This is a genomic window from Azospirillum brasilense, from assembly GCF_005222205.1.
Taxonomy (GTDB): Bacteria; Pseudomonadota; Alphaproteobacteria; order Azospirillales; family Azospirillaceae; genus Azospirillum; species Azospirillum brasilense_G.
On the sequence record NZ_CP032346.1, the window covers coordinates 783,854 to 809,092 of the forward strand.

19 protein-coding genes are annotated in these 25,239 nt (G+C 69.3%); 4 read left to right on the forward strand and 15 right to left on the reverse strand.

The genetic code is table 11. The features are described from left to right. Nucleotides 1–4: 4 nt before the first annotated feature. Nucleotides 5–1,612, forward strand: coding sequence for an alpha/beta hydrolase-fold protein (locus D3869_RS17615; RefSeq protein ID WP_247895909.1), 1,608 nt, complete (start codon nt 5–7; stop codon nt 1,610–1,612). A gap of 146 nt (nt 1,613–1,758) precedes the next feature. Here the strand turns inward: D3869_RS17615 and D3869_RS17620 are convergent, their stop codons facing one another. Both D3869_RS17620 and D3869_RS17625 read right to left on the reverse strand, forming a co-directional pair. Further along, nucleotides 1,759–2,415: a ChrR family anti-sigma-E factor gene (locus D3869_RS17620; RefSeq protein WP_137141226.1), complete on the reverse strand. Its 657-nt coding sequence runs from the start codon at nt 2,413–2,415 to the stop codon at nt 1,759–1,761. Next, nucleotides 2,412–2,987: a sigma-70 family RNA polymerase sigma factor gene (locus D3869_RS17625; protein ID WP_137141227.1), complete on the reverse strand. Its 576-nt coding sequence runs from the start codon at nt 2,985–2,987 to the stop codon at nt 2,412–2,414. Before D3869_RS17625 ends, D3869_RS17620 begins: the two co-directional genes overlap by 4 nt. 201 nt (nt 2,988–3,188) lie before the next feature. Between D3869_RS17625 and D3869_RS17630 the strand changes: the two genes are divergently transcribed. Then, the gene (locus tag D3869_RS17630; RefSeq protein ID WP_137141228.1) at nt 3,189–4,625 is read left to right on the forward strand and encodes a sigma-54 interaction domain-containing protein; all 1,437 of its coding nucleotides are present in this window, start codon (nt 3,189–3,191) and stop codon (nt 4,623–4,625) included. A 149-nt stretch (nt 4,626–4,774) separates the two neighbouring features. Here D3869_RS17630 and pflB read toward each other — a convergent pair whose 3' ends face one another. From pflB to D3869_RS17670, 8 genes are all read right to left on the reverse strand, one after another. Continuing rightward, the gene (gene pflB / locus D3869_RS17635; RefSeq protein WP_175426518.1) at nt 4,775–7,057 is read right to left on the reverse strand and encodes a formate C-acetyltransferase; all 2,283 of its coding nucleotides are present in this window, start codon (nt 7,055–7,057) and stop codon (nt 4,775–4,777) included. A 310-nt stretch (nt 7,058–7,367) separates the two neighbouring features. Then, nucleotides 7,368–7,994, reverse strand: coding sequence for a PqiC family protein (locus D3869_RS17640; RefSeq protein WP_247895910.1), 627 nt, complete (start codon nt 7,992–7,994; stop codon nt 7,368–7,370). Nucleotides 7,995–8,002: 8 nt separating this feature from the next. Continuing rightward, nucleotides 8,003–9,697 carry an intermembrane transport protein PqiB gene (locus D3869_RS17645; RefSeq protein WP_247895911.1) on the reverse strand — a complete coding sequence of 565 codons (1,695 nt, stop codon included), beginning with the start codon at nt 9,695–9,697 and terminating at the stop codon, nt 8,003–8,005. Then, entirely contained in the window at nt 9,690–10,961 is a 1,272-nt protein-coding gene (locus D3869_RS17650) for a paraquat-inducible protein A (RefSeq protein WP_137141231.1), read from the reverse strand. Before D3869_RS17650 ends, D3869_RS17645 begins: the two co-directional genes overlap by 8 nt. A gap of 161 nt (nt 10,962–11,122) precedes the next feature. Further along, complete coding sequence (locus D3869_RS17655) at nt 11,123–11,824, reverse strand: hypothetical protein (protein ID WP_137141232.1); 702 nt, start codon at nt 11,822–11,824, stop codon at nt 11,123–11,125. Between the two features lie 111 nt (nt 11,825–11,935). Then, nucleotides 11,936–13,630, reverse strand: a complete 1,695-nt coding sequence (locus D3869_RS17660) for a tetratricopeptide repeat protein (protein WP_137141233.1) — start codon at nt 13,628–13,630, stop codon at nt 11,936–11,938. A 65-nt stretch (nt 13,631–13,695) separates the two neighbouring features. Then, nucleotides 13,696–16,014 carry an NADP-dependent malic enzyme gene (locus tag D3869_RS17665; RefSeq protein ID WP_137141234.1) on the reverse strand — a complete coding sequence of 773 codons (2,319 nt, stop codon included), beginning with the start codon at nt 16,012–16,014 and terminating at the stop codon, nt 13,696–13,698. A 175-nt stretch (nt 16,015–16,189) separates the two neighbouring features. Then, nucleotides 16,190–17,491, reverse strand: coding sequence for a dicarboxylate/amino acid:cation symporter (locus D3869_RS17670; RefSeq protein ID WP_137141235.1), 1,302 nt, complete (start codon nt 17,489–17,491; stop codon nt 16,190–16,192). A gap of 229 nt (nt 17,492–17,720) precedes the next feature. Here D3869_RS17670 and D3869_RS17675 point away from each other — a divergent pair, with 229 nt between their 5' ends. After that, complete coding sequence (locus D3869_RS17675) at nt 17,721–19,550, forward strand: sensor histidine kinase (RefSeq protein ID WP_247895912.1); 1,830 nt, start codon at nt 17,721–17,723, stop codon at nt 19,548–19,550. Further along, the gene (locus D3869_RS17680; RefSeq protein WP_137141236.1) at nt 19,547–20,926 is read left to right on the forward strand and encodes a sigma-54-dependent transcriptional regulator; all 1,380 of its coding nucleotides are present in this window, start codon (nt 19,547–19,549) and stop codon (nt 20,924–20,926) included. The genes D3869_RS17675 and D3869_RS17680 overlap by 4 nt, the downstream gene beginning before the upstream one ends. 7 nt (nt 20,927–20,933) lie before the next feature. Here D3869_RS17680 and D3869_RS17685 read toward each other — a convergent pair whose 3' ends face one another. From D3869_RS17685 to D3869_RS17705, 5 genes are all read right to left on the reverse strand, one after another. Further along, nucleotides 20,934–21,626 carry a DUF2161 domain-containing phosphodiesterase gene (locus D3869_RS17685; RefSeq protein ID WP_137141237.1) on the reverse strand — a complete coding sequence of 231 codons (693 nt, stop codon included), beginning with the start codon at nt 21,624–21,626 and terminating at the stop codon, nt 20,934–20,936. 20 nt (nt 21,627–21,646) lie between these two features. Further along, a complete protein-coding gene (locus tag D3869_RS17690; RefSeq protein ID WP_137141238.1) occupies nt 21,647–21,967 on the reverse strand; it encodes a CcdB family protein in 321 nt (106 codons plus the stop codon). Beyond that, complete coding sequence (locus tag D3869_RS17695; RefSeq protein ID WP_172428560.1) at nt 21,967–22,203, reverse strand: type II toxin-antitoxin system CcdA family antitoxin; 237 nt, start codon at nt 22,201–22,203, stop codon at nt 21,967–21,969. Before D3869_RS17695 ends, D3869_RS17690 begins: the two co-directional genes overlap by 1 nt. A gap of 101 nt (nt 22,204–22,304) precedes the next feature. Continuing rightward, nucleotides 22,305–24,458: a methylmalonyl-CoA mutase gene (gene scpA / locus D3869_RS17700; RefSeq protein ID WP_137141240.1), complete on the reverse strand. Its 2,154-nt coding sequence runs from the start codon at nt 24,456–24,458 to the stop codon at nt 22,305–22,307. Between the two features lie 179 nt (nt 24,459–24,637). Then, complete coding sequence (locus D3869_RS17705) at nt 24,638–25,231, reverse strand: biotin transporter BioY (RefSeq protein WP_137141241.1); 594 nt, start codon at nt 25,229–25,231, stop codon at nt 24,638–24,640. Between the last annotated feature and the right edge of the window lie 8 nt (nt 25,232–25,239).

A 25,239-nucleotide genomic window follows, 5' to 3' on the forward strand; every position in this document is an offset into this window, starting at 1 on the left:
CCGGATGCTCATGGAACGCGTGAGGCGCCTGATGGTCCTGGGAGTGGTGATGATGGTTCCGAACGGCTGCGCGGTGATGCCGGACCGCTCCCCGCTTGTCCTCGATGGTCCCGTCTCCGGGACGGAGCGCGACGCCGTCCATCCCCTGGACCTCGACGACGGCGACTATGTGGAAGGCGTGCTCGATTCGGGAACGGACGCTGCGGATCTGCGGCTGATCGACCGGAACGGACACCCGGTCCGCCTGCTGCTGGACGGCACGGCGGGGCGGGAGGTCTTCCGTTTCGTCGCCGGGCCCGGCATGGCGGCGCTGCGCGTCACGCTGCGCGGGGCCGGCGGCTATCGGCTGGCGCTGACCCGCCGCATCGCCGTGGCGGACCAGCATCCCGTCCTTCGGGGGCATCTCAGCCCGACCATCGCCGCCCTGGCGGAAACGGTGAAGCGCGGCGGCGGGACCGATGCCTTCTGGCAGGACATCGCCCGGCGCGGCACCCCGTTGGTGGAGCCGCTGGCGGGCGCACCGGGAGCGGACCGGGTCGCCATGACCTTCCTGGCGCGGGGCGCGCGGCACAACGTGCGCCTGCTCGGCGGGCCGAGCGCCAACCATGAGACCCTCGAACGACTCGGCGGCACCGACGTCTGGTTCAAGAGCTTCACCGTTCCCGCCTCCACCCGCCTGTCCTACCAGATCGCGCCGGACGTGCCGGACTTCCCCGGAACCTGCCGCGAATGCCGGATGGCGATCCTGGCGCAGCTTCAGGCCGATCCGCTGAACCATCACCCCTGGCCGGCCGACGCCCCCGACCCTTACAACCAGGTCTCCCTGGTGGAACTGCCCGGCGCCCCGCCCCAGCCCGGCCTGGAAGGCGGTTGGGCCGAACCGGCGGGGCGGCTCGTCACCGAACGGTTCGCCAGCGGCATCCTCGGCAACACGCGGGACATCGTGGTCTATGCGCCGCCCGGCGTCGATCCGGCAAGCAAGGACACCATTCTGCTGCTGCTGTTCGACGGGCCGGACTATCTCGACCGGCGCGCACCGGTTCCAACCATGCTCGACAGGCTGACCGGCGATGGCCGCCTGCCGCCGACCGTCGCCGTCTTCATCGCCAACCCCACGGCTGAAGCGCGGGAGCGCGAACTGCCGGCCAACCCCGCCTTCGCCGCGATGCTTGCCGACGAGCTTCTCCCCTGGTTGCGGGAGCGGATGGGCATCCGCTCCCGCCCCGACCGCACGGTTCTGGCCGGATCCAGCTATGGCGGGCTGGCGGCGGTGTCCGCGGCGCTGGCCCGCCCGGACCGGTTCGCAAACGCGCTGTCCATGTCCGGCTCCTTCTGGTGGCATCCGCCCGACGCGCCGCCGGACCGCCCGGAGCATATGGCCGGTCTGGTGGCATCGGGCGACCGCCGGCCGGTGCGGTTCTTTCTCAGCGCCGGCCTGTTCGAGGGCGGAAGCGACGGCGATGTCGGCATTCTGGAAAGCTCCCGCCATCTGCGCGACGTGCTGGAAGCCAAGGGCTACGAGGTCACTTACCGCGACTATGCCGCCGGCCACGACCGGTTCGCCTGGCGCGGCGCGCTCGGCGACGGTCTGATCGCGCTGTTCGGGCGGTGAGGCGGCCGCGTCCTTAAAGCGAACTTCCGTTCGCTTTAGACTCATAGCGCCTCATTCGCCGGCGGGCTCCGGTCGCATGTGCGACCGGGACCGCCGTCGCGGTCCAAAGCGGATTGCAATCCGCTTTAGCGACGGCCGCACTCCGATCAGAAGCGGAACCCGCGGTTCAGCAGCCAGCCGAGCGGGCCGGTGAACACCAGGGGCCGGTCCTGCACCAGAAGGCACAGGCACTCCCCATCCGCGTCGGCCACGGCATGGTGCGGCGTGCCGGTGTCGTAGGACGCCACGTCGCCGACGCGGTAGGCCCCGAACTCGTCGGAGAAGCCGCCCTTCATCACCAGCAGCATCTCGCTGTCGGTGTGGCGGTGGGCCGGGACCCGCGCCCCCGGCGCCATGCGCAGCAGGCAGGCCGAGGCCGTTCCGGCGCCGACGCCCCACGCGGACAGATGGACGCCCGGGACGACGCGCACCCACTCCAGCGCTTCCGGTTCCGCACCGATGGCGCGGCGCAGCGGGCCGGGAAACAGGCTCTTCCCGGTCGAGACGGCGACGGGCGGCGGCGGGGCGGCGCCCGCATCGCCGAGCCGGGTCATCAGGCTGCCGAACAGGGTGTCGGACACCGGCTCGGGCGGCAGGTCGGCCAGCAGGACGCCGCCGCAGGCCTCCAGCTCCGCGACCTGCGCCCGGCAGTCCGGGCAATAGGCGAGATGCGCGGCGACCAGCAGCGACTGCACCGCGCGCAGGCTGCCGGCGGCGTAGTCGAGCAGCAGTTCGGGGGCGGGATGATGGGCCGGCACAGTCACGCTCCCTCTCCAAAGGCCCGGCGCAGGCGGCCGAGGGCCAGCCGCAGGCGCGTCTTCACGGTGCCCAGGGGAATGCCGCGCTCGGCGGAGATCTCGGTGTGAACCTTGTCCTCGTAATAGGCGAGCCGCAGCACGTCGGCCTGCTCCGGCGGCAGGTTGCCGATCACCGTGCGCAGGCGGAAGGCCGTCTCGGCGGCTTCGAACTGATGATCGGGCGGGGGTTCCTCCCCACCGTCCGGAACCAGATCGTCGGGTTGAAGCTCTGGCCGCCGCTCCTGCCGGACGCGGTCGATGCGGCGGTTGCGGGCGATGGTGTAGATCCAGGTGGAGGCGCTGGCCAGCGCCGGGTCGAAACGGTCCGCCCGCAGCCACACCGCCATCATGACGTCCTGGACCAGCTCCTCGGCCGCGCTGCTGTCGGCGCCCAACCGGCGCATGTAGGCCTTGATCCGCGGCGCGAAGTGATCGAACAGCGCGCGGAAGGCGGTGGAGTCGCGGTTGCGGGCGACAGCAAGCAGAAGTTGCTCATGGTCCGGCATGGTCGGGTCGTTCGAATCGGCCTTCGGCAGCATGCCAGGGAAAGGTCTTCGGTCGGTCAGCGTCACCGCACCATACAACAGCGTGCCCCGCGGCACACGGCGTAATTCGGCATAGGATATCCGTCGTGCGCACGGGCGGGGCACTCCCCAACTGGATTCCCTGGTATGGTGCCCCCACTTGATGCTAGGTCCGCGAAGCCCTCCACCAAGCCCCCCACCAAGAAGGAAGAAGGCATGAGCCTCGAACCGAAGTTCGAACATTTGCGGGCCAGGGCCGTGGAGTCGCTGTTCCACCATCTGGCGGACGCCTGCGTCGGGCTGATCGTGGTCGACCAGGAGGCGCGGATCGCCTGGATCGGCGACCGCTATCTGGAGTTGCTCGGCTATTCGGGCAACCCGGACGATGCGCTGGGCCGCCCGGTGGAGGAGGTCATCCCCAACAGCCAGATGCGCCATGTCGTGGAGAGCGGGCAGACCATGCTGCTCGACCTCATGGACATCGGGGAGCGGACCATCGTGGTGACCCGGCTGCCGCTGCGCGAGGAGGACGGGACGCTGATCGGGGCCATCGGCTTCGCCCTGTTCGACCGGGCCGACCGGCTGCGTCCGCTGATGTCGAAGTACCAGAAGCTCCAGGAGGAGCTGACCCGCGCCCGGCAGGAGCTGGCGCAGGAGCGGCGCGCGAAATACTCCCTGTCGCAGATGATCGGCAACAGCGATTCCATGCGCGAGGTGAAGCGCCTGGCCCGCCGCGCCGCGCAGCTCGACAGCACCGTCCTGCTGCTGGGCGAGACCGGCACCGGCAAGGAGCTGCTGGCCCACGGCATCCACGCCGCCAGCCCGCGCGCCGGGGCGCCCTTCGTCGGCGTGAACGTCGCGGCGATCCCGGAAAATCTGCTGGAATCGGAACTGTTCGGCGTCGCCCCCGGCGCCTTCACCGGCGCCGACCGCAAGATGCGCGAAGGCAAGTTCCAATTGGCCGACGGCGGCACCCTGTTCCTCGACGAGATCGGGGACATGCCGCTGCCGCTCCAGGCCAAGCTGCTGCGCGTGCTGCAGGAGCGGGAGTTCGAGGCGGTCGGCTCCAACAAGGTGGTGCGCGTCGATCTGCGCGTCATCGCAGCGACCAGCCGCGACCTCGACGCCCTGGTCCGCGAGCGGCAGTTCCGCGCCGACCTCTATTACCGTTTGAACGTGGTTCCGATCACCCTGCCGCCGCTGCGCGACCGGACGGAGGACATCGGCAGCATCGCCGACCGCATCCTCGACGAGCTGGCCTTCACCACCGCCGCCCCGTCGCGGGAGCTGACCGCCGGGGCCATCGCCGTGCTGGAGGATTACGACTGGCCCGGCAACGTGCGGGAGTTGCGCAACGTGCTGGAGCGGGTGTCGGCGATGACCGACGACGCGTCCCTGACCGCCGAGCACATCCGCGGCGCCCTGCCGCGCGCGGCGGGTCCCGCCGGTTCGGGCGACCGCCCGGCGGAGGGTGGCGACCGACCCTTGAGCGACGTGCTGAAGGACACGGAGCGCGCGGCGATCGTCGGCGCCCTGTCGCGCACCGGCGGGGTCAAGGCGAAGGCCGCCAAGCTGCTGGGGATTTCGCGCGCCTCGCTCTATGAGCGGATGCAGGCGCTGGGGATCAAGGAGGACACCCAGGGGACGGTGTAGAAGCCCTTCTCCCCACTGGGGAGAAGGGTATGGGATGAGGGGGCGGCCGCAAGGCCGGAAATGCACTGCATTGAGGCTGCGTTGACGCCCTGACGGGCGCCCCCTCACCCTAACCCTCTCCCCGGAGGGGAGAGGGGACTTTCAAGGACTCAATGCGCGCCGTGGAAGGTGCGGCTGATGACGTCCATCTGCTGCTCGCGGGTCAGCTTGATGAAGTTCACCGCGTAGCCCGACACCCGGATGGTCAGCTGCGGGTACAGCTCCGGATGATCCATGGCGTGCAGCAGCGTCTCGCGGTCGAAGACGTTCACGTTGATATGGTGGCCGCCCTGGCCGAAATAGCCGTCCAGCATGCCCACCAGATTGGCCACCCGTTCACCCTCGGTCGGGCCCAGCGCGCCGGGCACGATGGTGAAGGTGTAGCTGATGCCGTCCTGGGCGTGCGCGTAGGGCAGCTTGGCCACCGACGCCATCGAGGCGATCGCCCCCTTGCGGTCGCGCCCGTGCATCGGGTTGGCCCCCGGCGCGAAGGGCTGGCCGGCCTTGCGCCCGTCCGGCGTGTTGCCCGTCTTCTTGCCGTAGACCACGTTCGAGGTGATCGTCAGCACCGACTGCGTCGGCACCGCGTCGCGGTAGGCCTTCTGCTTGCGCAGCAGACCCATGAAGGTCTCGACCAGCCACACCGCGATGCCGTCCACCCGGTCGTCGTTGTTGCCGAAGGCCGGGTAGTCGCCCTCGATGACGAAGTCGGTGGCGAGGCCACGCTCGTCGCGCACCACTTTGACCGTGGCGTGCTTGATCGCCGACAGGCTGTCCGCGACGACGCTCAGGCCGGCGATGCCGCAGGCCATGGTGCGCAGCACGTCGCGGTCGTGCAGGGCCATCTCCAGCCGCTCGTACATGTACTTGTCGTGCATGAAATGGATGGCGTTGAGCGTGTTCATGTAGGCGCGCGCCAGCCATTCCATCATCGGCAGCAGGCGGGCGACCACCGTGTCGTGGTCGAGCACGTCGCCGGTGATCGGGGCGAAGGCCGGGCCGACCTGCTCGCCGGAGACCTCGTCGCGGCCGCCGTTGATGGCGTAGAGCAGCGTCTTGGCGAGGTTGGCGCGGGCGCCGAAGAACTGCATCTGCTTGCCGATGCGCATGGCCGAGACGCAGCAGGCGATGCCGTAGTCGTCGCCCCAGTAGGGCCGCATCAGGTCGTCGTTCTCGTACTGCACCGAGCAGGTCTTGATCGACGTCTCCGCGCAGAATTTCTTGAAGCCCTCCGGCAGGCTTTCCGACCACAGCACGGTCAGGTTCGGCTCCGGAGCGGGGCCCAGATTCTGGAGCGTGTGCAGCATGCGGAAGCTACCCTTGGTCACCAGCGTGCGCCCGTCGAGCGCCATGCCGCCGATGCATTCCGTGACCCAGGTCGGGTCGCCGGAGAAGAGCTGGTCGTACTCCGGCGTGCGCAGGAAACGCACCATCCGCAGCTTGATGACGAACTGGTCGATCAGCTCCTGGGCGCCCGCCTCGTCCAGGCGGCCTTCGCGCAGGTCACGCTCGATGTAGACGTCGAGGAAGCTCGACACGCGGCCGAGCGACATGGCCGCACCATTCGCCTCCTTCACCGCCGCCAGATAGGCCAGATACGTCCACTGCACCGCCTCGAAGGCGTTGGTCGCCGGGCGGGTCACGTCGAAGCCGTAGGACGCCGCCATCGTCACGAGGTCGCGGAGCGCGCGGATCTGCTCGGTGATCTCCTCGCGCAGGCGCAGCGTGTTCTCGTCGATGCGGTCGACTTCCAGGCTCTTGTACTGGGCCTTCTTGTCGGCGATCAGGAAATCGGCGCCGTAGAGCGCCAGCCGGCGGTAGTCGCCGATGATGCGGCCGCGCCCATAGGCATCCGGCAGGCCGGTGATGACGCCCGACTTGCGGCAGCGCAGCATCTCGTCGGTGTAGACGTCGAAGACGCCGTCGTTGTGCGTCTTGCGCAGCGCCGGGAACACGTCGTCCAGCTTGGGCGAGGGCTTGAAGCCGTAGGCCTCCAGGCCCGTCTTGACCATCCGCCAGCCGCCGAAGGGCATGATCGACCGCTTCAGCGGCTTGTCCGTCTGAAGCCCGACAATGACCTCAAGCTCCCGGTCGATGTAGCCGGGGGCGTGGCTGACGATGGAGGACACCAGTTCCGTGTCGGCGTCGAGCACGCCGCCCTTGGCCGCGCGCTCCTCCTTCAGGAGATCGCGCACCTTGTTCCACAGCGACAGGGTGCGGTCGCTGGCCGGGGAGAGGAAGCCGCCGTCGCCGTCGTAGGGGCGGACGTTCTTCACGATGAAATCGCGCAGATCGACCGTGGTCCGCCAGGAACCGGGCGCGAAACCGCGCCAGGGGTCCGGCGTCTCGGCTTCGGCAACGGGGATTTTCGGTTCGAACATCAGGGAATCCATGACGCGCCTCTGTTTGTCTGCGGCGGTCCCTGCCCTCCCCGGCGGGGGCCGCGCCACGTTGCGCGGCGCCGGACTGGACGGACCCGCCCGGTCAAGCATCGCGCTTGCCCGATCAGTAGGCGCCCAAAGCTCCCCAGCCTCATTGATCCCAATCAATCAATCCCTGCGAAATACGCAGGGCACCATCCGAGGTAGGTCCTGACACAAAAACTGAAGAAACGCGCCGCTTTTGCGTCGCAGCATTTGAGACAATCCACCGAGAATCGAATATTTTCATTCGGATCGCTGGTTTTAAAACAGACGATTCCGATCAGCGCAGCGCGCTTGCGATATCTTGCGCCAAGCGGGTCAGGGTGCGGCTGAGCGCGTCGGCGACGGCGCCGGGATCGCCGGCCGCACTCACCGGCTCCTGCGCCGCGGTGTGGCCCAGCCGCCGCAGCCGGTCGCCGCCCTGGTCGAAGACGCGCCAGCGCGCCTCCAGAACCGCCGGCCCGTCCTCCGCCGCGTCGAAGCGGTCCAGCGTCACCTCCACCACCTGGGACAGCGGGAAGTCGCGCTGGAGCGGCAGGCCGACGATCTCCGCCCCCGGCAGGTCCGCCTCCAGGTTCCGCAGCAGCTTGCGGGTCACCATCTCGTCGAGGGGGCCGCCCCAGCGGTCGAACTCCCGGACGACCAGCCGGTTGCCCGGCGCCCGCATCACCAGCTCCGACCGGTCGAGATAGCCGGGGATCTTCACGCCCTCGACGCCGATCACCCGCCGCTGCGCCTCGGCGCCCCGCAACGGGGCGGCGGCCGGCCTTGCCGCGTCCTGTGGCGCGGCGTCCGGAGCGACGGCGTCGAGATGGTAGAAGCGGCTGGGCGGCGTGCTGCAGGCGGCCAGCAGAGCCAGCGCGGAGGCGCACAGCAGAAGGCGACGGGCGTGACGAGCATGAGCCATGGGAATCCTCAACCGCGTTTGCCCCGGATCAGGGCTTCGGGATGGCGTTCGAGATAGTCGGTCAGGCCGCGGATCGACCGGGCCGCCGCGGTCAGCTCGCGCACCAGCCCCTGCAGGTCGTTGACCGCGGGGCGGGACGAGTTGACCAGCCCGTCCGTGCTGCTGAGCGTCTTTTCGGCCTGCCGGACCAGCTTGGAGGTGTTCTCCGCCACGTCGCGCAGGGCGCGGATGGTCGGCTCGCCCTCGCTGCCCAGGGCCTGCGTCGTCTTCTCCAACTCGGCGAGCGACCGGCTGAGCGAGCCGATGGCCTGCGCAATCTCCGGCGAGGCGATCAGGGCGCCGGCCTTCTGGATGGTCGAGCGCAGTTCCATCACCGTTTCGGCGATCGGCGCGCGGGCCAACTCGTTCATCAGGTCGGTGGCGGTCTTGGTCGCCGTGTCGAGCACGTTCGGCTGGGACGGCACCTCCGGATAGGGACCGCCGCGGATCAGCGTCGTCTTCGGCGCGTTGGGGAACAGGTCGAGCGTGACGATCAGCTCGCCGGTCAGCAGGTTGCCGGTGCTGAGCTGCGCCCGCAGCCCCCGCTCCACCAGCGCCTGCATGCCCGCATAGGCGGCCTCGGCGTCGTGCGCCGCCGGCATTTCGCTGTCCAGCCGCTCCGGTTCGATGTTGAGGGTGACCGGAATGCGGGCCTCCCCCGACACCGGATCGACGTCCAGGCGGATGTCGGTCACCTCGCCGACCCGGATGCCGCGGAACTCCACCGGAGAGCCCGGATGCAGGCCGCGCACCGACCCGTCGAAATGCACCAGGAAGGGCACCCGGCGGGTGAAGCGGGCATCGCTCGCGGCGTTGCGGTTCTCGTAGAGGGGGAAGTCCGTGCCTTCCGCCGCGATCTCGCCGTTGTCGCCGGGACCGCCGAGGCCGGGTGTCTCGAAGGACACGCCGCCCGTCGCCAGCGATTGCAGCGATTCCAGCGCCACCGTCGGCCCCTCCGGCCCGATCGACACCGACAGGCCGCTGGCGTTCCAGAAGCGGGTGTTGGGCCGGACAATCCGGTCGTAGGGGGCGTGGATGAAGACCGGGATGGTCAGCGACTGCCAGTCCTGGGAGAATTCGTAACCGACCACCTCGCCGACCTGGATGCCGCGGTAGTAGATCGGCGCCCCCGGCCCCAGCCCGCCCAGCCGGTCGGCGCGCAGCGCGAAACGCCGCCCCGGCGAGCTGGACCGGATCAGCGGCGGCTCCTCCAGCCCGCGGAAGGCGCTGAGCGCCTCGCCGTTGCCGGTTCCCGGGTCCATGCCGATATAGGCGCCGGAGACCAGAGTCCCGAGGCCCGACACGCCGCCGAAACCCAGCCGCGGCTTGACCACCCAGAAGCTCGTCCGGTCGTTGAGGTAGGAGGCGGCCCCTTTCACCATGCGCACGGTGACGATGACGTTCGCCAGGTCGGGCGAGACCGCCACCCCCTGCACCGTCCCGACATCCACGTCGCGGTAGCGCACGCGGGTCTTCCCCGGTTCCAGCCCCTCCGCCGTGTCGAAGGTGATGGTGATGGTCGGGCCGCGCTCGTTCAGCGTCCTCCAGGCCAGCCAGCCGCCGATCAGCGCGGCGACCAGCGGCACCAGCCAGATCAGCGGCAGGCCGCGGCGGCGGCGGATCACCGGGCTGGCCGGCTTCACCGTGGAATTCGAGTCAGTCATAGGAGGAATCCTGCCGCTGCGTCCGCCGGGGCGGCGCATCCCAGATCAGCCGCGGGTCGAAGGACTCCGACGCCAGCATGGTGATGATGACGACCGCGGCGAAGGCGACGGCGCCCAGCTCGGCGTGGATGGTGGCGATGGCGCCCAGCTGGACCAGGGCCGCCAGAAGCGAGATCATGAAGATGTCCACCATGGACCAGCGCCCGACCCCCTCGATCAGCCGGTAGAGCCGCGTGCGGTCGCGCCGCCGCTTCGGCGAGCCCCGCTGCACCGTCCACAGCAGATAGGCCAGCCCGATCAGCTTCAGCACCGGCACGGTGATGCTGGCGAAGAAGACCAGCAGGGCCACTGGCCACATCTCCGCCGCGATCAGCGCCTCCACACCGGACAGGATGGTGTCGGGCTGGCCGGCGCCGAAATAGACCACCGTCATGATCGGCAGCAGGTTCGCCGGAATGTAGAGGATCGTCGCCGCGGAGATCAGCGCCCAGCCGCGCGGCAGGCTGTTCGGCTTGCGGTGGTGCAGACGGGCGCCGCAGCGCGGGCACGCTCCCTCCGCTCCACCGCCATCGGGCCCGGCGACCACCTGGTGGCAGTCGTGGCAGGCGGTCAGCCGCTCCGGTTGGGTGCTGGCCGCCTGGGCGACGCGGGTCTGCGGAGCGATCCGCTCCCACACCTCGAAGGGGCTGAGCGACGCCTCCCCCCACACCTGCACCAGGATGAAGGCGACCAGGGCGGCCAGCGACGCCCCCGGCTCCAGCTCCGCCAGATCGGACAGCTTCACATAGGCGACGATCAGGCCGAGCAGGAAGACCTCGGCCATCGACCAGCGGCGCAGCCGCGCCACCGTCCGGAAGGTCCAGGCCGCGCCCGGCGCCGCCGTCCGCCCGGCGGCGAGCGGCATCACGACGTAGAGCGTGCCGAGCACCTGCGCCAGCGGCGCCAGGAACAGCACGAAGAAGACCAGGACGCCCAGCACCTCGTAGCCGCCGTCCCACAGCGCCACCGAGCCGCTGAGCAGCGTCGCCGTCTGCGCCCGCCCTTCCAGCTCGAAGGTCAGGATGGGAAACAGGTTGGCGGTGACGAACAGGATCGTCGAGGCGATGGCGAGGGCGACCGCCTGCCCCAGCCCGCCGGTCCGGAAATGGCGCAGCACCGCCCCGCAGCGGTGGCATTCCGCGCGATGGCCGGGCAAGGCCGGCGGCAGGGCGTGCGGCGCGCCGCAGTCGTGGCAGAGCAGGATCGGGTGGTCCGGTGCGGTCATAGCGTTGGCTTAACATTTCCCGGGGGCGAAAGGTCCGCCGCTTGCGGTGTGCGCCGACGGAGGAGCACCCACCGGGGCAGACCGCAAGCCCCGGATGGAAAAAGCCCTTCCCCCATGGGTTGGGGAAAGGGCTTCGGCCTTTGGCGGAAAACAGGCTTCGATCAGACGAACATGTTGAAGCTGCCCAGCAACTTCTGCGTGCCGGTCTGGCCGGTGGGGATGGAATTCAGGCTCGCCGCCGCCTGGCTCAGCCCGTCCAGCATGGCCTGCTGGCCGGTGGAGAGGTTGAACGGGCTCTCGCCCTTCTTCGGCGCCTTGGCGACCGTGTCGTAATCCTGGGTGTATTGGCCCATGCTGAGCTGGATGGCGTAGTTCTTGGTGTCCTTGGGCGACTGCCCCTTCTCGCGCGTCAGGCGCAGCGTGTAGTCGCCGCGGTCGAGTTCGTACTCGCCCTGCATCATGCTCTTGAAGGCGTCGTAGTTCTTTCCGGCGCTCTTGTCGCTGTCGGCCAGAACCGTGCCGAACTTGGACATCACCTGGACGCGCAGCCCCTCGTCGCCGACCTGCCCCAGCGTGACCTCGCCCTTGGTGGTCACGCGGAACTTGTAGAAGTCGACGGGGTCGTCGGCGCCCAGCGCCCCGACCACGTTCAGGCGGGTCACGTTCTTGGCGAGAACCCCCATGTCCGTGGCGAAGCCCGGAGTGTTGACGGAGGACTTGCGGACGTCCTTGCGGAATTCCTGCACGTTCGCGGCGGCGGCGGCTTCGGCCTCCCGTTGCGCGTTCATGCGCTCCACAGCGGCGGACACGGACTTGTTGAGGTCCGAGACCATCTGGTTGACGCCGGCCATTCCGTCAGACATGGCACCTTCTCCCATCAGGCGCGCCCCCCGAACGGAGAGGCACGAATGGATCGCTGGACCCTCACTTTACCGCAATGCATGTAAAGTTGCGAATTGTTTTTCTCCGAAATTTCAGATAGGGCGCCGGGCGAGTTGTGCGGCCATCCGGTTCAGCACGCCAGGGACGTCCTCCCTGCCCTGCGGCTGGAACAGGCGCTGCGCCGGAAACCAGGGGCGTACCGCGGTGCCGAGCTGGGTCCAGTCCTGCCCGCCAAAGCGCCAGACTGGCACGCCGAGCGCCGCCGCCAGTTCCCCGACCGCCGTGGCGGGCGCGATCACCAGATCCAGATTCGCCATCAGCGCCGCCGTCCCGTCGAAGTCGTCGGTCAGGTCGAGATCGTCCCAGCGGTGGATGGCAACGCCGAACCGGTCCTCCGCCGCAAGCCGCTCGGCCTCGCACGCACCGTACTGGAGGTTGATGAAGACCAGACCCGGCACGGCGAACAAAGCCCCCCACTGGTCGAGCCGGCTGTAGGCGGCACGGCGCGATTCGGTCATCACGGCGCTGCGCCAGCCGATCCCCACGCGCAGGCCGGGGCCGAGCGCCGCCACCCGCTCCCGCCAGAGCGCCCCCCGCGCCGGGTCGGGGGTCAGCCAGCCGTCGGCGGAGCCGGCGAACGCGGACAGATCGCGGCGGAAGACCCGCGCCAGGGAGCCGATGGGCGTGTGCAGGTCGCAATCGGGCACGGCCATGGCATCGTGGCTTTGTGGACGGACCAGCGCGGCGGGGAAGGAGCGGGCGAACAGCGGCACCAGCCGCCGGTCGGTTTCGATCACCACGGAACGGGCGCGGGCGATGGCCTCCGCGCAGAGGGAGGAGAACAGGATGGTGTCGCCCACCCCCTGCTCACCCCAGATCAGCAGGCGCTTCCCGGTCAGGTCCTCGCCGCGCCACGCGGGCAACCGTGGCTGACGCGCCCCGCCCGCCTGACCGCACGCGAAGCGCCAGCCATAGCCGGCCCAGCCATCCGCCAGTTCGCCGCGCTCCAGCCGCAGCAGGCCGCGGTTGAAGTGGGCCAGCGCCAGATCGGGGCTCATGCGGAGCGCTCGCCCATACATACGGTCCGCAAGCCCGCCGTCGCCCAGGCGCTGCACCGCCAAGCCGAGATTGCAGAGCGCCGCCGCATAGCCGGGGTCGAGCGTCAGGGCGCGGCGGAACCAGCGGGCCGCCTCCGCGTGGCGGAGCCGCGCCTGCAGCGCGTGGCCGAAATTGTTGTTGGCCTGCGGTTCATCCGGCAGCAGCCGCAGGGCGCGGCGGTGCGCCCGCTCGGCCTCGTCCAGCCGCTCCGCATCGCGCAGCCCGCCGCCGAGGTTGGACAGCCCTTCCGGCAAGGCCGGGTCGAGCAGGACGGCGCGCCGCCACGCCGCCAGAGCCGCCGCGGCCCGGCCTTGCCGGCTCAGCGCGTTGGCCAGATTGTTCCAGAACGTCGCCCGGTCGGCGCCGCGGGCCAGAGCGGCGCGGTGGCAGGCCTCGGCCTCCGCGAAACGGCCCTGCCCGGCGCGCAGCGTGCCCAGACTATCGGCCGCGTCCACGCATCCGGGGTCAAGGGCGAAGGCCGCCTCGAAGCATGTGGCCGCCCCCTCGTTCTGGCCGAGATCGCGCAGCACCAGCCCGAAGCCGTAGAGAAGCACCGGGTTGCGGCGGTCCAGCCGCAAGGCGTCGGTGTAGGCGGTCACCGCCTCGGCCAGCCGTCCTTCGGCGTGGTGGCGCAAGGCCAGCGCGGTCAGGGTGGGCAGGTCATCGCGGGAAACAGCGTCGGGATTCATCCCGGCAGAGTGGCCCGCAGGACCGGAACGGCGCAAGCGCCGTCCGGCCCCGCGGTCGCGGTTGCTCAGTCCTCGCCGTCCTGCAGCGCCGGGGGACGCGGGGCGGCGTTGACCGGGGCGGCGAGCTGGGCGTCGACCACCGCCACCGCCGTCATGTTGACCAGACCGCGCGTGGTCACCGACGGGGTGACGATGTGCACGGGGCGCGCGGCGCCCAGCAGCATCGGCCCGACATTCTGCGCGTCAGCCATGATCTTCAGCATGTTGAAGGCGATGTTGGCGGCGTCCAGGGTCGGCATGACCAGCAGGTTCGCCTCGCCCTTCAGGCGGCTGTCGGGCAGCACGCCCTTGCGCAGCACCTCCGACAGGGCGGCGTCAGCGTGCATCTCGCCGTCCACCTCCAGGTCGGGCATCTCCTCGGCGATAAGCTGGTAGGCCAGACGCATCTTGCGGGCGGACGGGGTGTCCGCGCTGCCGAAGTTGGAGTGGGAGAGCAGCGCCACCTTCGGCTCGATGCCGAAGCGCTTCACCTCCTCCGCCGCCAGCCGGGCGATCTCGGCCACCTGCTCGGCGGTCGGGTCGGGGTTGACGTAGGTGTCGCAGATGAAGTGCGTGCCCTTCTGCGAAATCAGCCCGTTCATAGCGCCGGCGACCTTCACGCCCTTGCGCAGGCCGATCACGTCCATGACGTGGTTGAAGTGGTCGCCGTAGCGGCCCGAGGTGCCGCAGACCATGCCGTCGGCCTCGCCCCGGCGGACCATCAGCGCGCCGAAGACGGTCGGCTGGGTGCGCACGACGTTCAGCGCGTTGGCCGGCGACACGCCGCGGCGGCCCATGAGCTGCCGGTAGACCTCGGCGTAATTGTGGCAGCGCAGGTCACGGGCGGCCTCGATCACCTCCACGTCCTTGCCGATGCGGATGCGCAGGCCCATGTCGGCGATCGTCCGCTCGATCACGTCGGCGCGGCCGAGCAGGACCGGATGGGCGATGCCGTCGTCCACCACCACCTGGGCGCAGCGCAGGACGCGCGGCTCCTCGCCCTCGGCGTAGACGATGCGCTTGGGGGCCGCCTTCGCCTTGGTGATGACCGGCTTCATGACGAGGCCGGAGCGGAAGACATACTGGCCGAGGCTGTCGCGGTAGGCGCGGAAATCGACGATCGGCCGCGTCGCCACGCCCGATTCCATGGCGGCCTTGGCGACCGCCGACGACACCTCGATCACCAGACGCGGGTCGAAGGGCTTGGGCAGGATGTAGTCCGGACCGAAGCGCAGGTTCTCGCCGACATAGGCGGCGGCCACCACGTCCGACGGCTCGGCCTGGGCGAGGCTGGCCATGGCGTGGGTGGCGGCGATCTTCATCTCCTCGTTCACCGTCGTCGCGCCGACGTCGAGCGCGCCGCGGAAGATGAAGGGGAAGCAGAGGACGTTGTTGACCTGGTTCGGGAAGTCCGAGCGGCCCGTGGCGATGATGGCGTCGGGGCGGGCCTGCCGGGCGAGGTCCGGCATGATCTCCGGCTCCGGGTTGGCCAGCGCCAGCACCAGCGGCTTGTCGGCCATGCGGGCCAGCATCTCCGGCTTCAGCACCTTGGCGCCCGACAGGCCGAGGAAGATGTCCGCCCCGTCGATGACGTCGTTCAGGACGCGGGCGTCCGTCTCCTGCGCGTAGGCGTCCTTGTAGGGGTTCATCTCCTCGTTGCGACCCTTGTGGACCACGCCGATGCGGTCGACCAGCCAGACGTTCTCGCGCTTGACGCCCAGGCTGAGCATCAGGTCCAGGCAGGCGATGCCCGCGGCCCCGCCGCCGGTGGAGACGACCTTGACCGTGGAGATATCCTTGCCGACCAGCTTCAGCCCGTTGAGGACGGCCGCACCCACCACGATGGCGGTGCCGTGCTGGTCGTCGTGGAAGACCGGGATCTTCATCCGCTCGCGGCAGCGGCGCTCCACCTCGAAGCAGGCGGGGGCGGCGATGTCTTCCAGGTTGATGGCGCCGAAGGTCGGCTCCAGCCGGACGATGGTGTCGACCAGACCGTCGACGTCCTTCTCGTTCAGCTCCAGGTCGAAGCAGTCGATGCCGGCGAACTTCTTGAAGAGGACGGCCTTGCCCTCCATAACGGGCTTGGCGGCCATCGGACCGATGTCGCCCAGGCCCAGCACCGCCGTGCCGTTGGTGATGACCGCGACGAGGTTCGCGCGGGCCGTCAGCTCCGCGGCCTGGGCCGGGTCGGCTGCGATGGCGCTGGACGCCGCGGCCACGCCCGGCGAGTAGGCCAGCGCGAGGTCGCGCTGGTTCGCCATGGGCTTGGTGGCGACGATCGCCAACTTACCGGGCTTCGGATTCCGGTGGTACTCAAGCGCCATCGCGTCGAAGTCGCCGGACATACGTCCTCTCCCCTTTTAACTTGATTTCAGTTAATTTGCCGAACGACGAACTGTTTCCCCTCCGGCTTATACCCGAATTGTCCGGGCACCGGAATGGGAAAGGGGCAGCCCGCGGCGGACCGCCCCTTCCTTTTCACCCCCTGGAACGGGGGCCGGACCGGAGGCCGGACCCGCGTCAGATGCGGGCCAGGGCCGGCTCCTTGAAGTGCTCCTGGTACTCGGCGACCGCCTTGCTCTCGTCGAACTCGCCTTCCATCTTGGCAACCACGATGGTGGCGACGCCGTTGCCGATCAGGTTGGTGATGGCGCGGGCTTCCGACATGAAGCGGTCCACACCCAGCAGCAGCGCCAGACCTTCGATCGGCAGGTGGCCGGTGGCCGAGAGCGTGGCCGCCAGCGTCACGAAGCCGCCGCCGGTGACCGCCGCCGCACCCTTCGAGGTCAGCATCAGCAGGCCGAGGATGGTGAGCTGCTGCCAGATCGTCAGGTCGATGTTGAAGGCCTGGGCGATGAAGATCGCGGCCATCGACAGGTAGATCGAGGTGCCGTCGAGGTTGAACGAGTAGCCGGTGGGGATGACGAGGCCGACGACGTGCTTGGAGCAGCCGAACTTCTGCATCTTCTCCATCATGCGCGGCAGCACGGACTCCGACGAGGAGGTGCCGAGCACGATCAGCAGCTCGTCCTTGATGTAGCGCAGGAAGGTCAGGAGGCTGAAGTTGTACAGGCGGGCGATGCTGCCCAGCACGACGAAGACGAACAGCGCCATCGTGATGTAGACCGCCGCCATGAGCTGGCCGAGCGAGGTCAGCGACGACACGCCGTACTTGCCGATGGTGAAGGACATCGCGCCGAAGGCGCCCAGCGGGGCGACGCGCATCAGGATGCCGATCACGCCGAACAGGGCGTGCGACACCTTCTCGAACAGGTCCTCGACGACCTTGCCCTTCTGGCCCATGGCGGACAGCGCGACGCCGAAGATCACCGCGAAGAACAGGATCTGCAGCATGTCGCCCTTGACGAAGGCGCCCACGACGTTGTCCGGGACGATGTTGACCAGGAAGTCGATGGTGGTGTGGTTCTGCGCCTCGGTCGCGTATTTGGCGACGGCGTCGGCCTTCAGCGAACCGGCCTGGATGTTCATCCCCGAGCCCGGCTTCACGAGGTTGACGACCAGCAGGCCGAGCCCCAGGGCGAAGGTGGTGACGATCTCGAAGTACAGGATCGCCTTGCCGCCGACCTTGCCGACCTTCTTCATGTCGCCGATCGAGGAGATGCCGGTGACCACGGTCAGAAAGACGATCGGGCCGATGACCATCTTGATCATCTTGATGAAGACGTCGCCCAGGGGCTTCATCTGCACCGCAAGAGCCGGATAGAAATGGCCAAGCAGAATGCCGATGGTGATCGCGGTCAGAACCTGGACGGTCAGGTTCGTGTAGAATGGCTTTTTCTGGGGCTGCCCTTGGGCCTGCATGATCGTCTCCTCGTGGCGTTCCTGAAATGGGCTGCCGCTCTTGTCTCGCGGTCGGCGGCCTGCCCGTCATGGCCCTCATTAAGCAAGCCGTGTGCCAAGAATAAAAACGAGCAATCGCAGCGCTCTGACGAAGCGCGTGGGTCAGAATCCGCACGACAGGGGCGGAATCCATGTGCGAAAATCCGCACATCGAGACCTCTTGTTGCGGCGCAACATGAATTGAGGACCGTTGGTTAGGATCGCCCCCACCCGCTGGACATTTTCGCAAAGCCGCGACTGGGTCGCCCGGCGGGCGTCCGGCCTGTTCGCCCGTCCGCGGCGGGTGATGCTGGCCGTGCTGGTCGTCGGCATGCCGCTGGCCGCGGCGGTGGCGGCGGGTCTGGCGGCCGACAACGCCGGCGAGTCCCTGCGCGAACAGGGCTCGGCGCAGCTGTCACTCTACGAATCCAACCTGCGCACGGAGTTGGAGCGCCACGCCGCCGTACCGATGGTGCTCGCCCACGACCAGGAGGTCGCCGACCTGCTGCGCGACCCCAGCCCGGAGCGGGTGGACCACCTGAACCGCAAGCTGGAGGCCATCGCGGCGACGCTGAAGGCGTCGGCCCTCTATGTGATGAACGCGGCGGGCACCACCGTCGCGGCCAGCAACTGGAACGCCGCTCCCAGCTTCGTCGGGCAGAATTTCAGCTACCGCCCCTATTTCCAGTCGGCCATGGAGCGGGGGGAAGGGCATCATTTCGCGCTCGGCACCACCTCGCTCGTCCCCGGCTACTACACGGCGCAGCGGGTGGTGGCGGAAAACCGCACAGACGGGCGGGCAGGCGACCGGGGGGCCGGCGTCGTGGTCCTGAAGGTCGGTTTCCAGGAGCTGGAACGCGCCTGGTCGCACGGCCAGGAAAAGGTTCTGGTCTCAGACCGCGACGGCGTCGTCTTCATCACCAACGTGGAGGGCTGGCGCTACAACGCCCTGCCCCGCCGCCTGCCGGTCACGCTGCCCGCGGCGGCGGTCCCAGCGACCGAGGAGATCCCCACCCTGCCCTGGGCCTTCGGCGGGGCGTCCGACCGCATCACGCTGCGGGAGGGCAACGCGGAGCGGCGCTACCTCCTGCAATCCGCCGCGGTGCCCGGCGGCGACTGGACGATCCACGCCCTGACCAGCCTCGCCCCGGTCGCCACCCGCGCCCAGCAGGCCGGGCTGCTCGCCGCCGCGGTGGTGGCGCTGGCCGCCCTGACCGGCCACGCGCTGGCCCAGCGCCGCCTGAACCTCGTGGAGCGGCTGGCCCTGCAGGAGGAGGCGCGGGCCGAGCTGGAGCGCCGCGTGGCCGCCGCCACGGCGGAGCTGCGCGCCACCGAGAACGAGCTCACCCAGGCGGCGAAGCTGGCGGCGCTGGGCCAGATGTCGGCGGCCATGGCCCACGAGATCAACCAGCCGCTCGCCGCCATCCGCAGCTTCGCCGACAACGCGGTGGTGCTGCTGGAGCGCGGGCGGCCGGACTCGGTGCGCGACAATCTGGCGGAGATCGCCGACCTGACCGACCGCATGGCCGCCATCACCCGCAGCCTGAAGGGCTTCGCGCGGCGCGCCTCGGGCACGCTGGGCGCGGTGTCCGCCGCCGCCGCCGTCGGACAGGCGTTGGCCTTGCTGGAGGCCCGTCTGCGCCGCGATTCCGTGACGGTGGACACCGATCTGCCCGCCGGCCCCCTGCTGGTCACCGGCGAGGACGTGCGGTTGCAGCAGGTGCTGGTCAACCTGATCGGCAACGCCGCCGACGCCATGCGCGCCTCCCCCCACCGCCATGTCCGGATCGCCCTGGCCGAGGAGGGGGAGGAGGCGGTGCTGACCGTCCGCGACAGCGGCCCCGGCATCGCGGAGGCCGACCTGCCGCGCATCTTCGTGCCCTTCTTCACGACCAAGGAGGCGGGCGACGGGCTCGGCCTCGGCCTGTCGATCAGCCACGGCATCGTCGAGGATTTCGGCGGCAGCCTGACCGCCGCCAACCACCCGGAGGGCGGCGCCCTCTTCACCATCCGCCTCAAGCGCAGGGATATCCAGACATGACGACCGGCAGCATCGCCCCGGGCGGCTCCGTCCTCTTCGTGGATGACGAGCGGTCCGTCCGCCTCGCCGGGCAGCAGGCGCTGGAACTGGCGGGCTTCGACGTAACCGCCTGCGACGGGGCGGAGCGCGCGCTGCGCCATCTCGGCCGCGACTGGCCGGGCGCCCTGGTCACCGACGTGCGCATGCCGCAGATCGACGGGCTGGAGCTGATGGAGCGCGCGCTGGCGCTGGACCCCGAACTGCCGGTCATCCTGATCACCGGCCACGGCGACGTGCCGATGGCGGTGGAGGCGATGCGGCGCGGCGCCTACGACTTCCTGGAAAAGCCCTTCCCCTCCGACCGGCTGGTCGAGGTGACTCGGCGCGCGGTGGAGAAGCGCCGCCTGGTGCTGGAGAACCGGCGCCTGCGCGACCAGCTGGCTGGGCTGCCCGCCGGGGAGGCCTCGCCCATCGTCGGGCGGACGCCGGGGATCGAGCGGCTGCGCAGCGCCATCGCCGCGGTGGCCGACACCGACGCCGACGTGCTGGTGCTGGGCGAGACCGGCACCGGCAAGGAGATGGTCGCCCGCGCCCTCCACGCCGGCAGCGGCCGGCGCAAGCACCCCTTCGTCGCCCTGAACTGCGGCGCGATGCCCGAAGCGATTTTCGAGAGCGAGCTGTTCGGGCACGAGGCCGGGGCCTTCACCGGGGCCGGCAAGCGCCGCGTCGGGCGCATCGAACACGCCAGCGGCGGGACCCTCTTCCTCGACGAGATCGAGAGCATGCCGCTGTCGCTCCAGGTCAAGTTGCTGCGCGTGATCCAGGAGCGGGTGGTGGAGCCGCTCGGCTCGAACGAGCTGATCCCCGTGGACCTGCGCGTCGTCGCCGCGACCAAGGTGGACCTGCGCAAGGCGGCCAGCGAGGGCAAGTTCCGCGAGGACCTCTATTACCGGCTCAACGTCGTCGTGGTGACCATCCCGCCGCTGCGCGACCGCCGCGACGACATCCCCCTGCTGTTCCAGCATTTCGTCGTCCAGGCCGCCGCCCGCTACAACCGCGAGCCCCGGGCTCCCAGCCCGGCGCAGGTGCAGCGGCTGGCGGCCCATGACTGGCCGGGCAACGTCCGCGAACTGCGCAACGCCGCCGACCGCTTCGTCCTCGGGCTGGATGACGCGCTGTCCGCGGTGGGCGGCACCGCTCCGGCGATGGCGGCGGGCCGCAGCGGCCTGTCGCTGGCGGAGCAGGTGGACCTGTTCGAGAAGAGCCTGATCGAAAGCGAGCTGGCCCGCTGCAAAGGCAGCGTGAAGGCCGCCATCGAGGCGCTGAACATTCCCCGCAAGACCTTCTACGACAAGCTGAAGCGCTACGGCCTCAGCCGCGAGGATTTCGTGGAGTGAGTGGCCGTCATTCCGCGGCCAGGGCGTGGGCGAAGGTCTCCACCCCCTGCACGCCGGCCTCGCTCAGCCCGTAGGTGCCTTTGGCGATGCGCTCGAACCAGCCGTAGACGTTGCGCTGGAGGATGGCCGCAGCGTCCTTCGGCGCCCCGGCGGCGCGCAGCGCCTTCAGGGACAGAGGCCCGGCGGCCAGCAGCCGGGCGCAGCGCAGCGCGTCCTGGCGGTAGGCGGTGACGATGGGCACGCGGGTGGAGCCGCCGCGGTTGGGATCGCCCCGGCGCCGCGCGTGCTCTCCCAACAGGCGGGCGGTGCGCGTCTTGTCCTTGCGCGGGCTGTAGGGAACGGGGTCGAGCAGAACCTCCACCTCATGCCCCGCGGCCCGGCCGGTGTCGACGATCAGCAGCCCGACGCCCAGCCGCCGGCACAGCTTGCGCACGCCGCTGTCGTGGGGCGACGCGCCGCTGGCCTTGCGCCCCGGCTGCGGCACGGCGAGATAGACGGTGTCGGTCAGGGCGAGCCGGTCCACCCCCTGTAGCAGCAGGTCCAGAGTGAAGCGCTTCTTCAACTCGACGATCAGCGGCGGCTCGGCCCCGCGCACCGCGACGAGGTCGCAGCCGTGGATCTCGGCCTTCACATCGTAGCCCTGGGCTTCGAGGAAGGCCTTGACGGGGGCGTAGAGGTCGGTTTCGGCGGTGATGGACATGGGGTGTAACGTTCAACCGCTTACAAATCGCCGGTCAGCACGTCAATGGCTCGCCGGACATCGTGATGCCGACTGGACATGTTCATCACCACGTCGCCGATGTCGGTCACCGGAATGCCCGCGATCTGCGACGTCATGGCAACCAGTTGCTCGCCCTGAATATCGAACACCGGCATCACATCACGAATGGGTGTTCCCGCTTCCGACGCACGAACGAGAGGGATGACGACGCGCGTGGAACGCACCGCCACATGATTCCCCTGAACGACGAGAAGAAACGGAACTGGATGGTCCGGTCGGCCGACCGCATCTGGATTCCGGCAGACATCTAGGAAACGCATCAGAACATCCGCTTCCCGGTGCTGAACACGCCGTGCTTTTCCACATAGGAATCGTAGGCATCAAAGGCCGAACGGTTTTCTTCGATCCAGCGCTCCCGCTTCGCGTCCTTCACCGACTGCTCAACGGCGGCTTCGAAGACTTGCGACAGGTTGATACCCAAGCTCTTCGCTTCGGCGATCAGATCGGGCCGGGCCGAGACGTTGGTGGGCTTCCTCTGGACTGATCCGCGCGCCATGGACACTCCCCACGAAAAAACATGCGCAAACACTATGCGCATGTTTTCTCAAGGCGTCCAGTCCCCGCTGGGAGAGAGCGAGGCCGGCTTCTCCGCTTCGCTTACGCCGCGGCCTTCTGCTTGCGCAGGATGTCCAGGATGTCGGAGGCGGCCTTCGGGATGTTGGTGCCAGGGCCGTAGATGGCCGCGGCGCCCGCCTTGTAGAGGTAGTCATAGTCCTGGGGCGGGATCACGCCGCCGCAGACGACCAGGATGTCCCCGGCGCCTTGGCGGCGCAGTTCCTCGACCAGTTGCGGGACGAGCGTCTTGTGGCCGGCGGCCTGGGACGACACACCGATGACGTGCACGTCGTTCTCCACCGCCTGACGGGCGGCCTCCTCCGGGGTCTGGAACAGCGGCCCGATGTCCACGTCGAAGCCGATGTCGGCGAAGCTGGTGGCGATCACCTTGGCGCCGCGGTCGTGGCCGTCCTGGCCCATCTTCACGACAAGGATGCGCGGGCGGCGGCCCTCCTCGGCGGCGAAGGCGGACACCTCCTCCTGAATCCTCTTGAAGCCCTCGTCGCCCTCATAGGCGGCGCCGTAGACGCCGGAAACCGAGCGGATGACCGCCACATGGCGGGTGAAGGCCTTCTCCAGCGCGTCGGAAATCTCGCCGACCGTGGCGCGGGCGCGGGTGGCCTCGACCGACAGGGCGAGCAGGTTGCCGGACTTCTCCGCAGCGGCTTTGGTCAGGGCCTCCAGGGCGGCGCGGCACTTGGCGTCGTCGCGGCCGGCGCGGACCTGATTGAGGCGGGCGATCTGGGATTCGCGGACCGCCGTGTTGTCGATGTCCAGCACGTCGACCATCTCGGGGTTTTCCGGGCGGTACTTGTTGACGCCGACGATCACCTCCTCGCCGCGGTCGACGCGGGCCTGCCGGCGGGCGGCGGCCTCCTCGATCAGCAGCTTGGGCATCCCGCTGTCCACCGCCTTGGTCATGCCGCCCAGGTCCTCGACCTTGTTGATGAGGTCGAGCGCGGCCTTGGCGAGGCTGTGGGTCAGGTTTTCGATGTAGTAGGAGCCGCCCAGCGGATCGACCACGTTGGTGACGCCCGACTCCTCGGCGATGATGAGCTGGGTGTTGCGGGCGATGCGGGCGGAAAATTTTGTCGGCAGGCCCAGCGCCTCGTCGAAGGCGTTGGTGTGCAGCGACTGGGTGCCGCCCAGCACCGCGGCCATCGCCTCGATGGTGGTGCGGATGACGTTGTTGTAGGGGTCCTGCTCGGTCAGGCTGACGCCGGAGGTCTGGCAGTGGGTGCGCAGGGCCAGCGAGCGGGCGTCCTTCGGGTCGAACTTCTGCTTCATCAGGGTCGACCACAGCAGGCGCGCGGCGCGCAGCTTGGCGATCTCCATGAAGAAGTTCATGCCGATGGAGAAGAAGAAGGACAGGCGCGGCGCGAACTTGTCGACCGGCAGCCCCTTGGACATGGCGGCGCGGACGTATTCGAGACCGTCGGCGATGGTGAAGGCCAGCTCCTGCACCGCGGTCGCCCCGGCCTCCTGCATGTGGTAGCCGGAAATCGAGATCGAGTTGAACTTCGGCATGTTCAGCGCCGTGTACTCGATGATGTCCGCGATGATCCGCATCGAGGGTTCGGGCGGGTAAATGTAGGTGTTGCGGACCATGAACTCCTTGAGGATGTCGTTCTGGATGGTCCCGCTCAGCTTGTCCTGGCTGACGCCCTGCTCCTCCGCGGCGACGATGTAGCCGGCGAGGATCGGCAGCACCGCGCCGTTCATGGTCATCGACACCGACATCTTGTCGAGCGGGATGCCGTCGAACAGGATCTTCATGTCCTCGACGCTGTCGATGGCGACGCCGGCCTTGCCCACGTCGCCGACCACGCGCGGGTGGTCGCTGTCGTAGCCGCGGTGGGTGGCGAGGTCGAAGGCGACCGACAGGCCCATCTGCCCGGCCTTGAGGTTCGCCTTGTAGAAGGCGTTGGACTCCTCGGCGGTCGAGAAGCCGGCGTACTGGCGGATGGTCCAGGGCTTCACCGCGTACATCGTGGCGCGCGGGCCGCGGGTGAAGGGCGGGAAGCCGGGCAGGCTGTCCAGCTCCAGCCCTTCCAGGTCGTCGGCGGTGTAGAGGGCCTTGACGTCCAGCCCCTCCGGAGTCTTCCAGACGAGGTCGTCGAGCGTCCCGTTGGCGCCGAGGTCCTTGGTGGCCAGGGTCTGCCAGTCGGCCTGGGTCTTCTTCGGGAACTCGCTCATCGGACGTCTCCTCGACACGGCTTCTTGGTTCGAATGATTTGAAACGATCAATGAATGGGTGGGTCGCTTGCCCCCACCCCGACCCTCCCCCGCTGACGCAGGGGAGGGAGAACAGTCCCCTCCCCTGCGAAGCGGGGGAGGGTCAGGGAGGGGGCAAGTGCGCGCCCCCGCCCTAACCCTCAGCCCTGCGACCGGCGGGCGACGACCTTCCAGGCGGCCTGCATGATCGCGGCACCCAGAGCGGTCTTCAGGACCGTGGCGGCCAGGAACGGCGTCAGGCCCAGAGCGACGGCCTTCTCGCCGCCGAACAGGACGGCCATCCAGGCCACGCCCGGAACGAACAGCAGGGCATGGCCGATCGCCAGGGCGCCGACGGCCTTGAGCGGGCTGCGATCCCAGCCGCGCTCGGCCAGCCAGCCGGTGACGCCGGCGGCCAGGACGAAGCCCAGCAGGTAGCCGGCGGTCGGGCCGGCCATGTAGGCCGGGCCGGCGCCCGGACCGGCGAAGACCGGCAGGCCGGCGAGGCCTTCCAGCAGGTACAGCAGGACCGTCGCCGTGGCGAGGCGGCTGCCGTAGGCCATGCCGAGCAGGATGACGACCATGCTCTGCATCGTCATCGGCACCGGCCAGAAGGGCACCTGGACCTTGGCCGAGGCGGCCAGGAGCAGGCTGCCCAGAACCGCCGCGGTGGCGGCGGTGAGCAGGCCGCCCCGCGGGGCGACCGTCTCGAGAAGCGAAGCGGCACGCTGCGAAAGCGTGTTTGCGAAAGCCATCGTCCTTA

What these genes read in the sequence shown, in the direction of transcription:
- D3869_RS17615 (WP_247895909.1), top strand. Translation starts at nt 5, where the DNA reads ATGCTCATGGAACGCGTGAGGCGCCTGATGGTCCTGGGAGTGGTGATG.
- D3869_RS17625 (WP_137141227.1), bottom strand. Translation starts at nt 2,987, where the DNA reads ATGCTGCCGAAGGCCGATTCGAACGACCCGACCATGCCGGACCATGAG.
- D3869_RS17630 (WP_137141228.1), top strand. Translation starts at nt 3,189, where the DNA reads ATGAGCCTCGAACCGAAGTTCGAACATTTGCGGGCCAGGGCCGTGGAG.
- pflB (WP_175426518.1), bottom strand. Translation starts at nt 7,057, where the DNA reads ATGGATTCCCTGATGTTCGAACCGAAAATCCCCGTTGCCGAAGCCGAG.
- D3869_RS17640 (WP_247895910.1), bottom strand. Translation starts at nt 7,994, where the DNA reads ATGGCTCATGCTCGTCACGCCCGTCGCCTTCTGCTGTGCGCCTCCGCG.
- D3869_RS17645 (WP_247895911.1), bottom strand. Translation starts at nt 9,697, where the DNA reads ATGACTGACTCGAATTCCACGGTGAAGCCGGCCAGCCCGGTGATCCGC.
- D3869_RS17650 (WP_137141231.1), bottom strand. Translation starts at nt 10,961, where the DNA reads ATGACCGCACCGGACCACCCGATCCTGCTCTGCCACGACTGCGGCGCG.
- D3869_RS17655 (WP_137141232.1), bottom strand. Translation starts at nt 11,824, where the DNA reads ATGTCTGACGGAATGGCCGGCGTCAACCAGATGGTCTCGGACCTCAAC.
- D3869_RS17660 (WP_137141233.1), bottom strand. Translation starts at nt 13,630, where the DNA reads ATGAATCCCGACGCTGTTTCCCGCGATGACCTGCCCACCCTGACCGCG.
- D3869_RS17665 (WP_137141234.1), bottom strand. Translation starts at nt 16,014, where the DNA reads ATGTCCGGCGACTTCGACGCGATGGCGCTTGAGTACCACCGGAATCCG.
- D3869_RS17670 (WP_137141235.1), bottom strand. Translation starts at nt 17,491, where the DNA reads ATGCAGGCCCAAGGGCAGCCCCAGAAAAAGCCATTCTACACGAACCTG.
- D3869_RS17680 (WP_137141236.1), top strand. Translation starts at nt 19,547, where the DNA reads ATGACGACCGGCAGCATCGCCCCGGGCGGCTCCGTCCTCTTCGTGGAT.
- D3869_RS17685 (WP_137141237.1), bottom strand. Translation starts at nt 21,626, where the DNA reads ATGTCCATCACCGCCGAAACCGACCTCTACGCCCCCGTCAAGGCCTTC.
- D3869_RS17690 (WP_137141238.1), bottom strand. Translation starts at nt 21,967, where the DNA reads ATGCGTTTCCTAGATGTCTGCCGGAATCCAGATGCGGTCGGCCGACCG.
- D3869_RS17695 (WP_172428560.1), bottom strand. Translation starts at nt 22,203, where the DNA reads ATGGCGCGCGGATCAGTCCAGAGGAAGCCCACCAACGTCTCGGCCCGG.
- scpA (WP_137141240.1), bottom strand. Translation starts at nt 24,458, where the DNA reads ATGAGCGAGTTCCCGAAGAAGACCCAGGCCGACTGGCAGACCCTGGCC.
- D3869_RS17705 (WP_137141241.1), bottom strand. Translation starts at nt 25,231, where the DNA reads ATGGCTTTCGCAAACACGCTTTCGCAGCGTGCCGCTTCGCTTCTCGAG.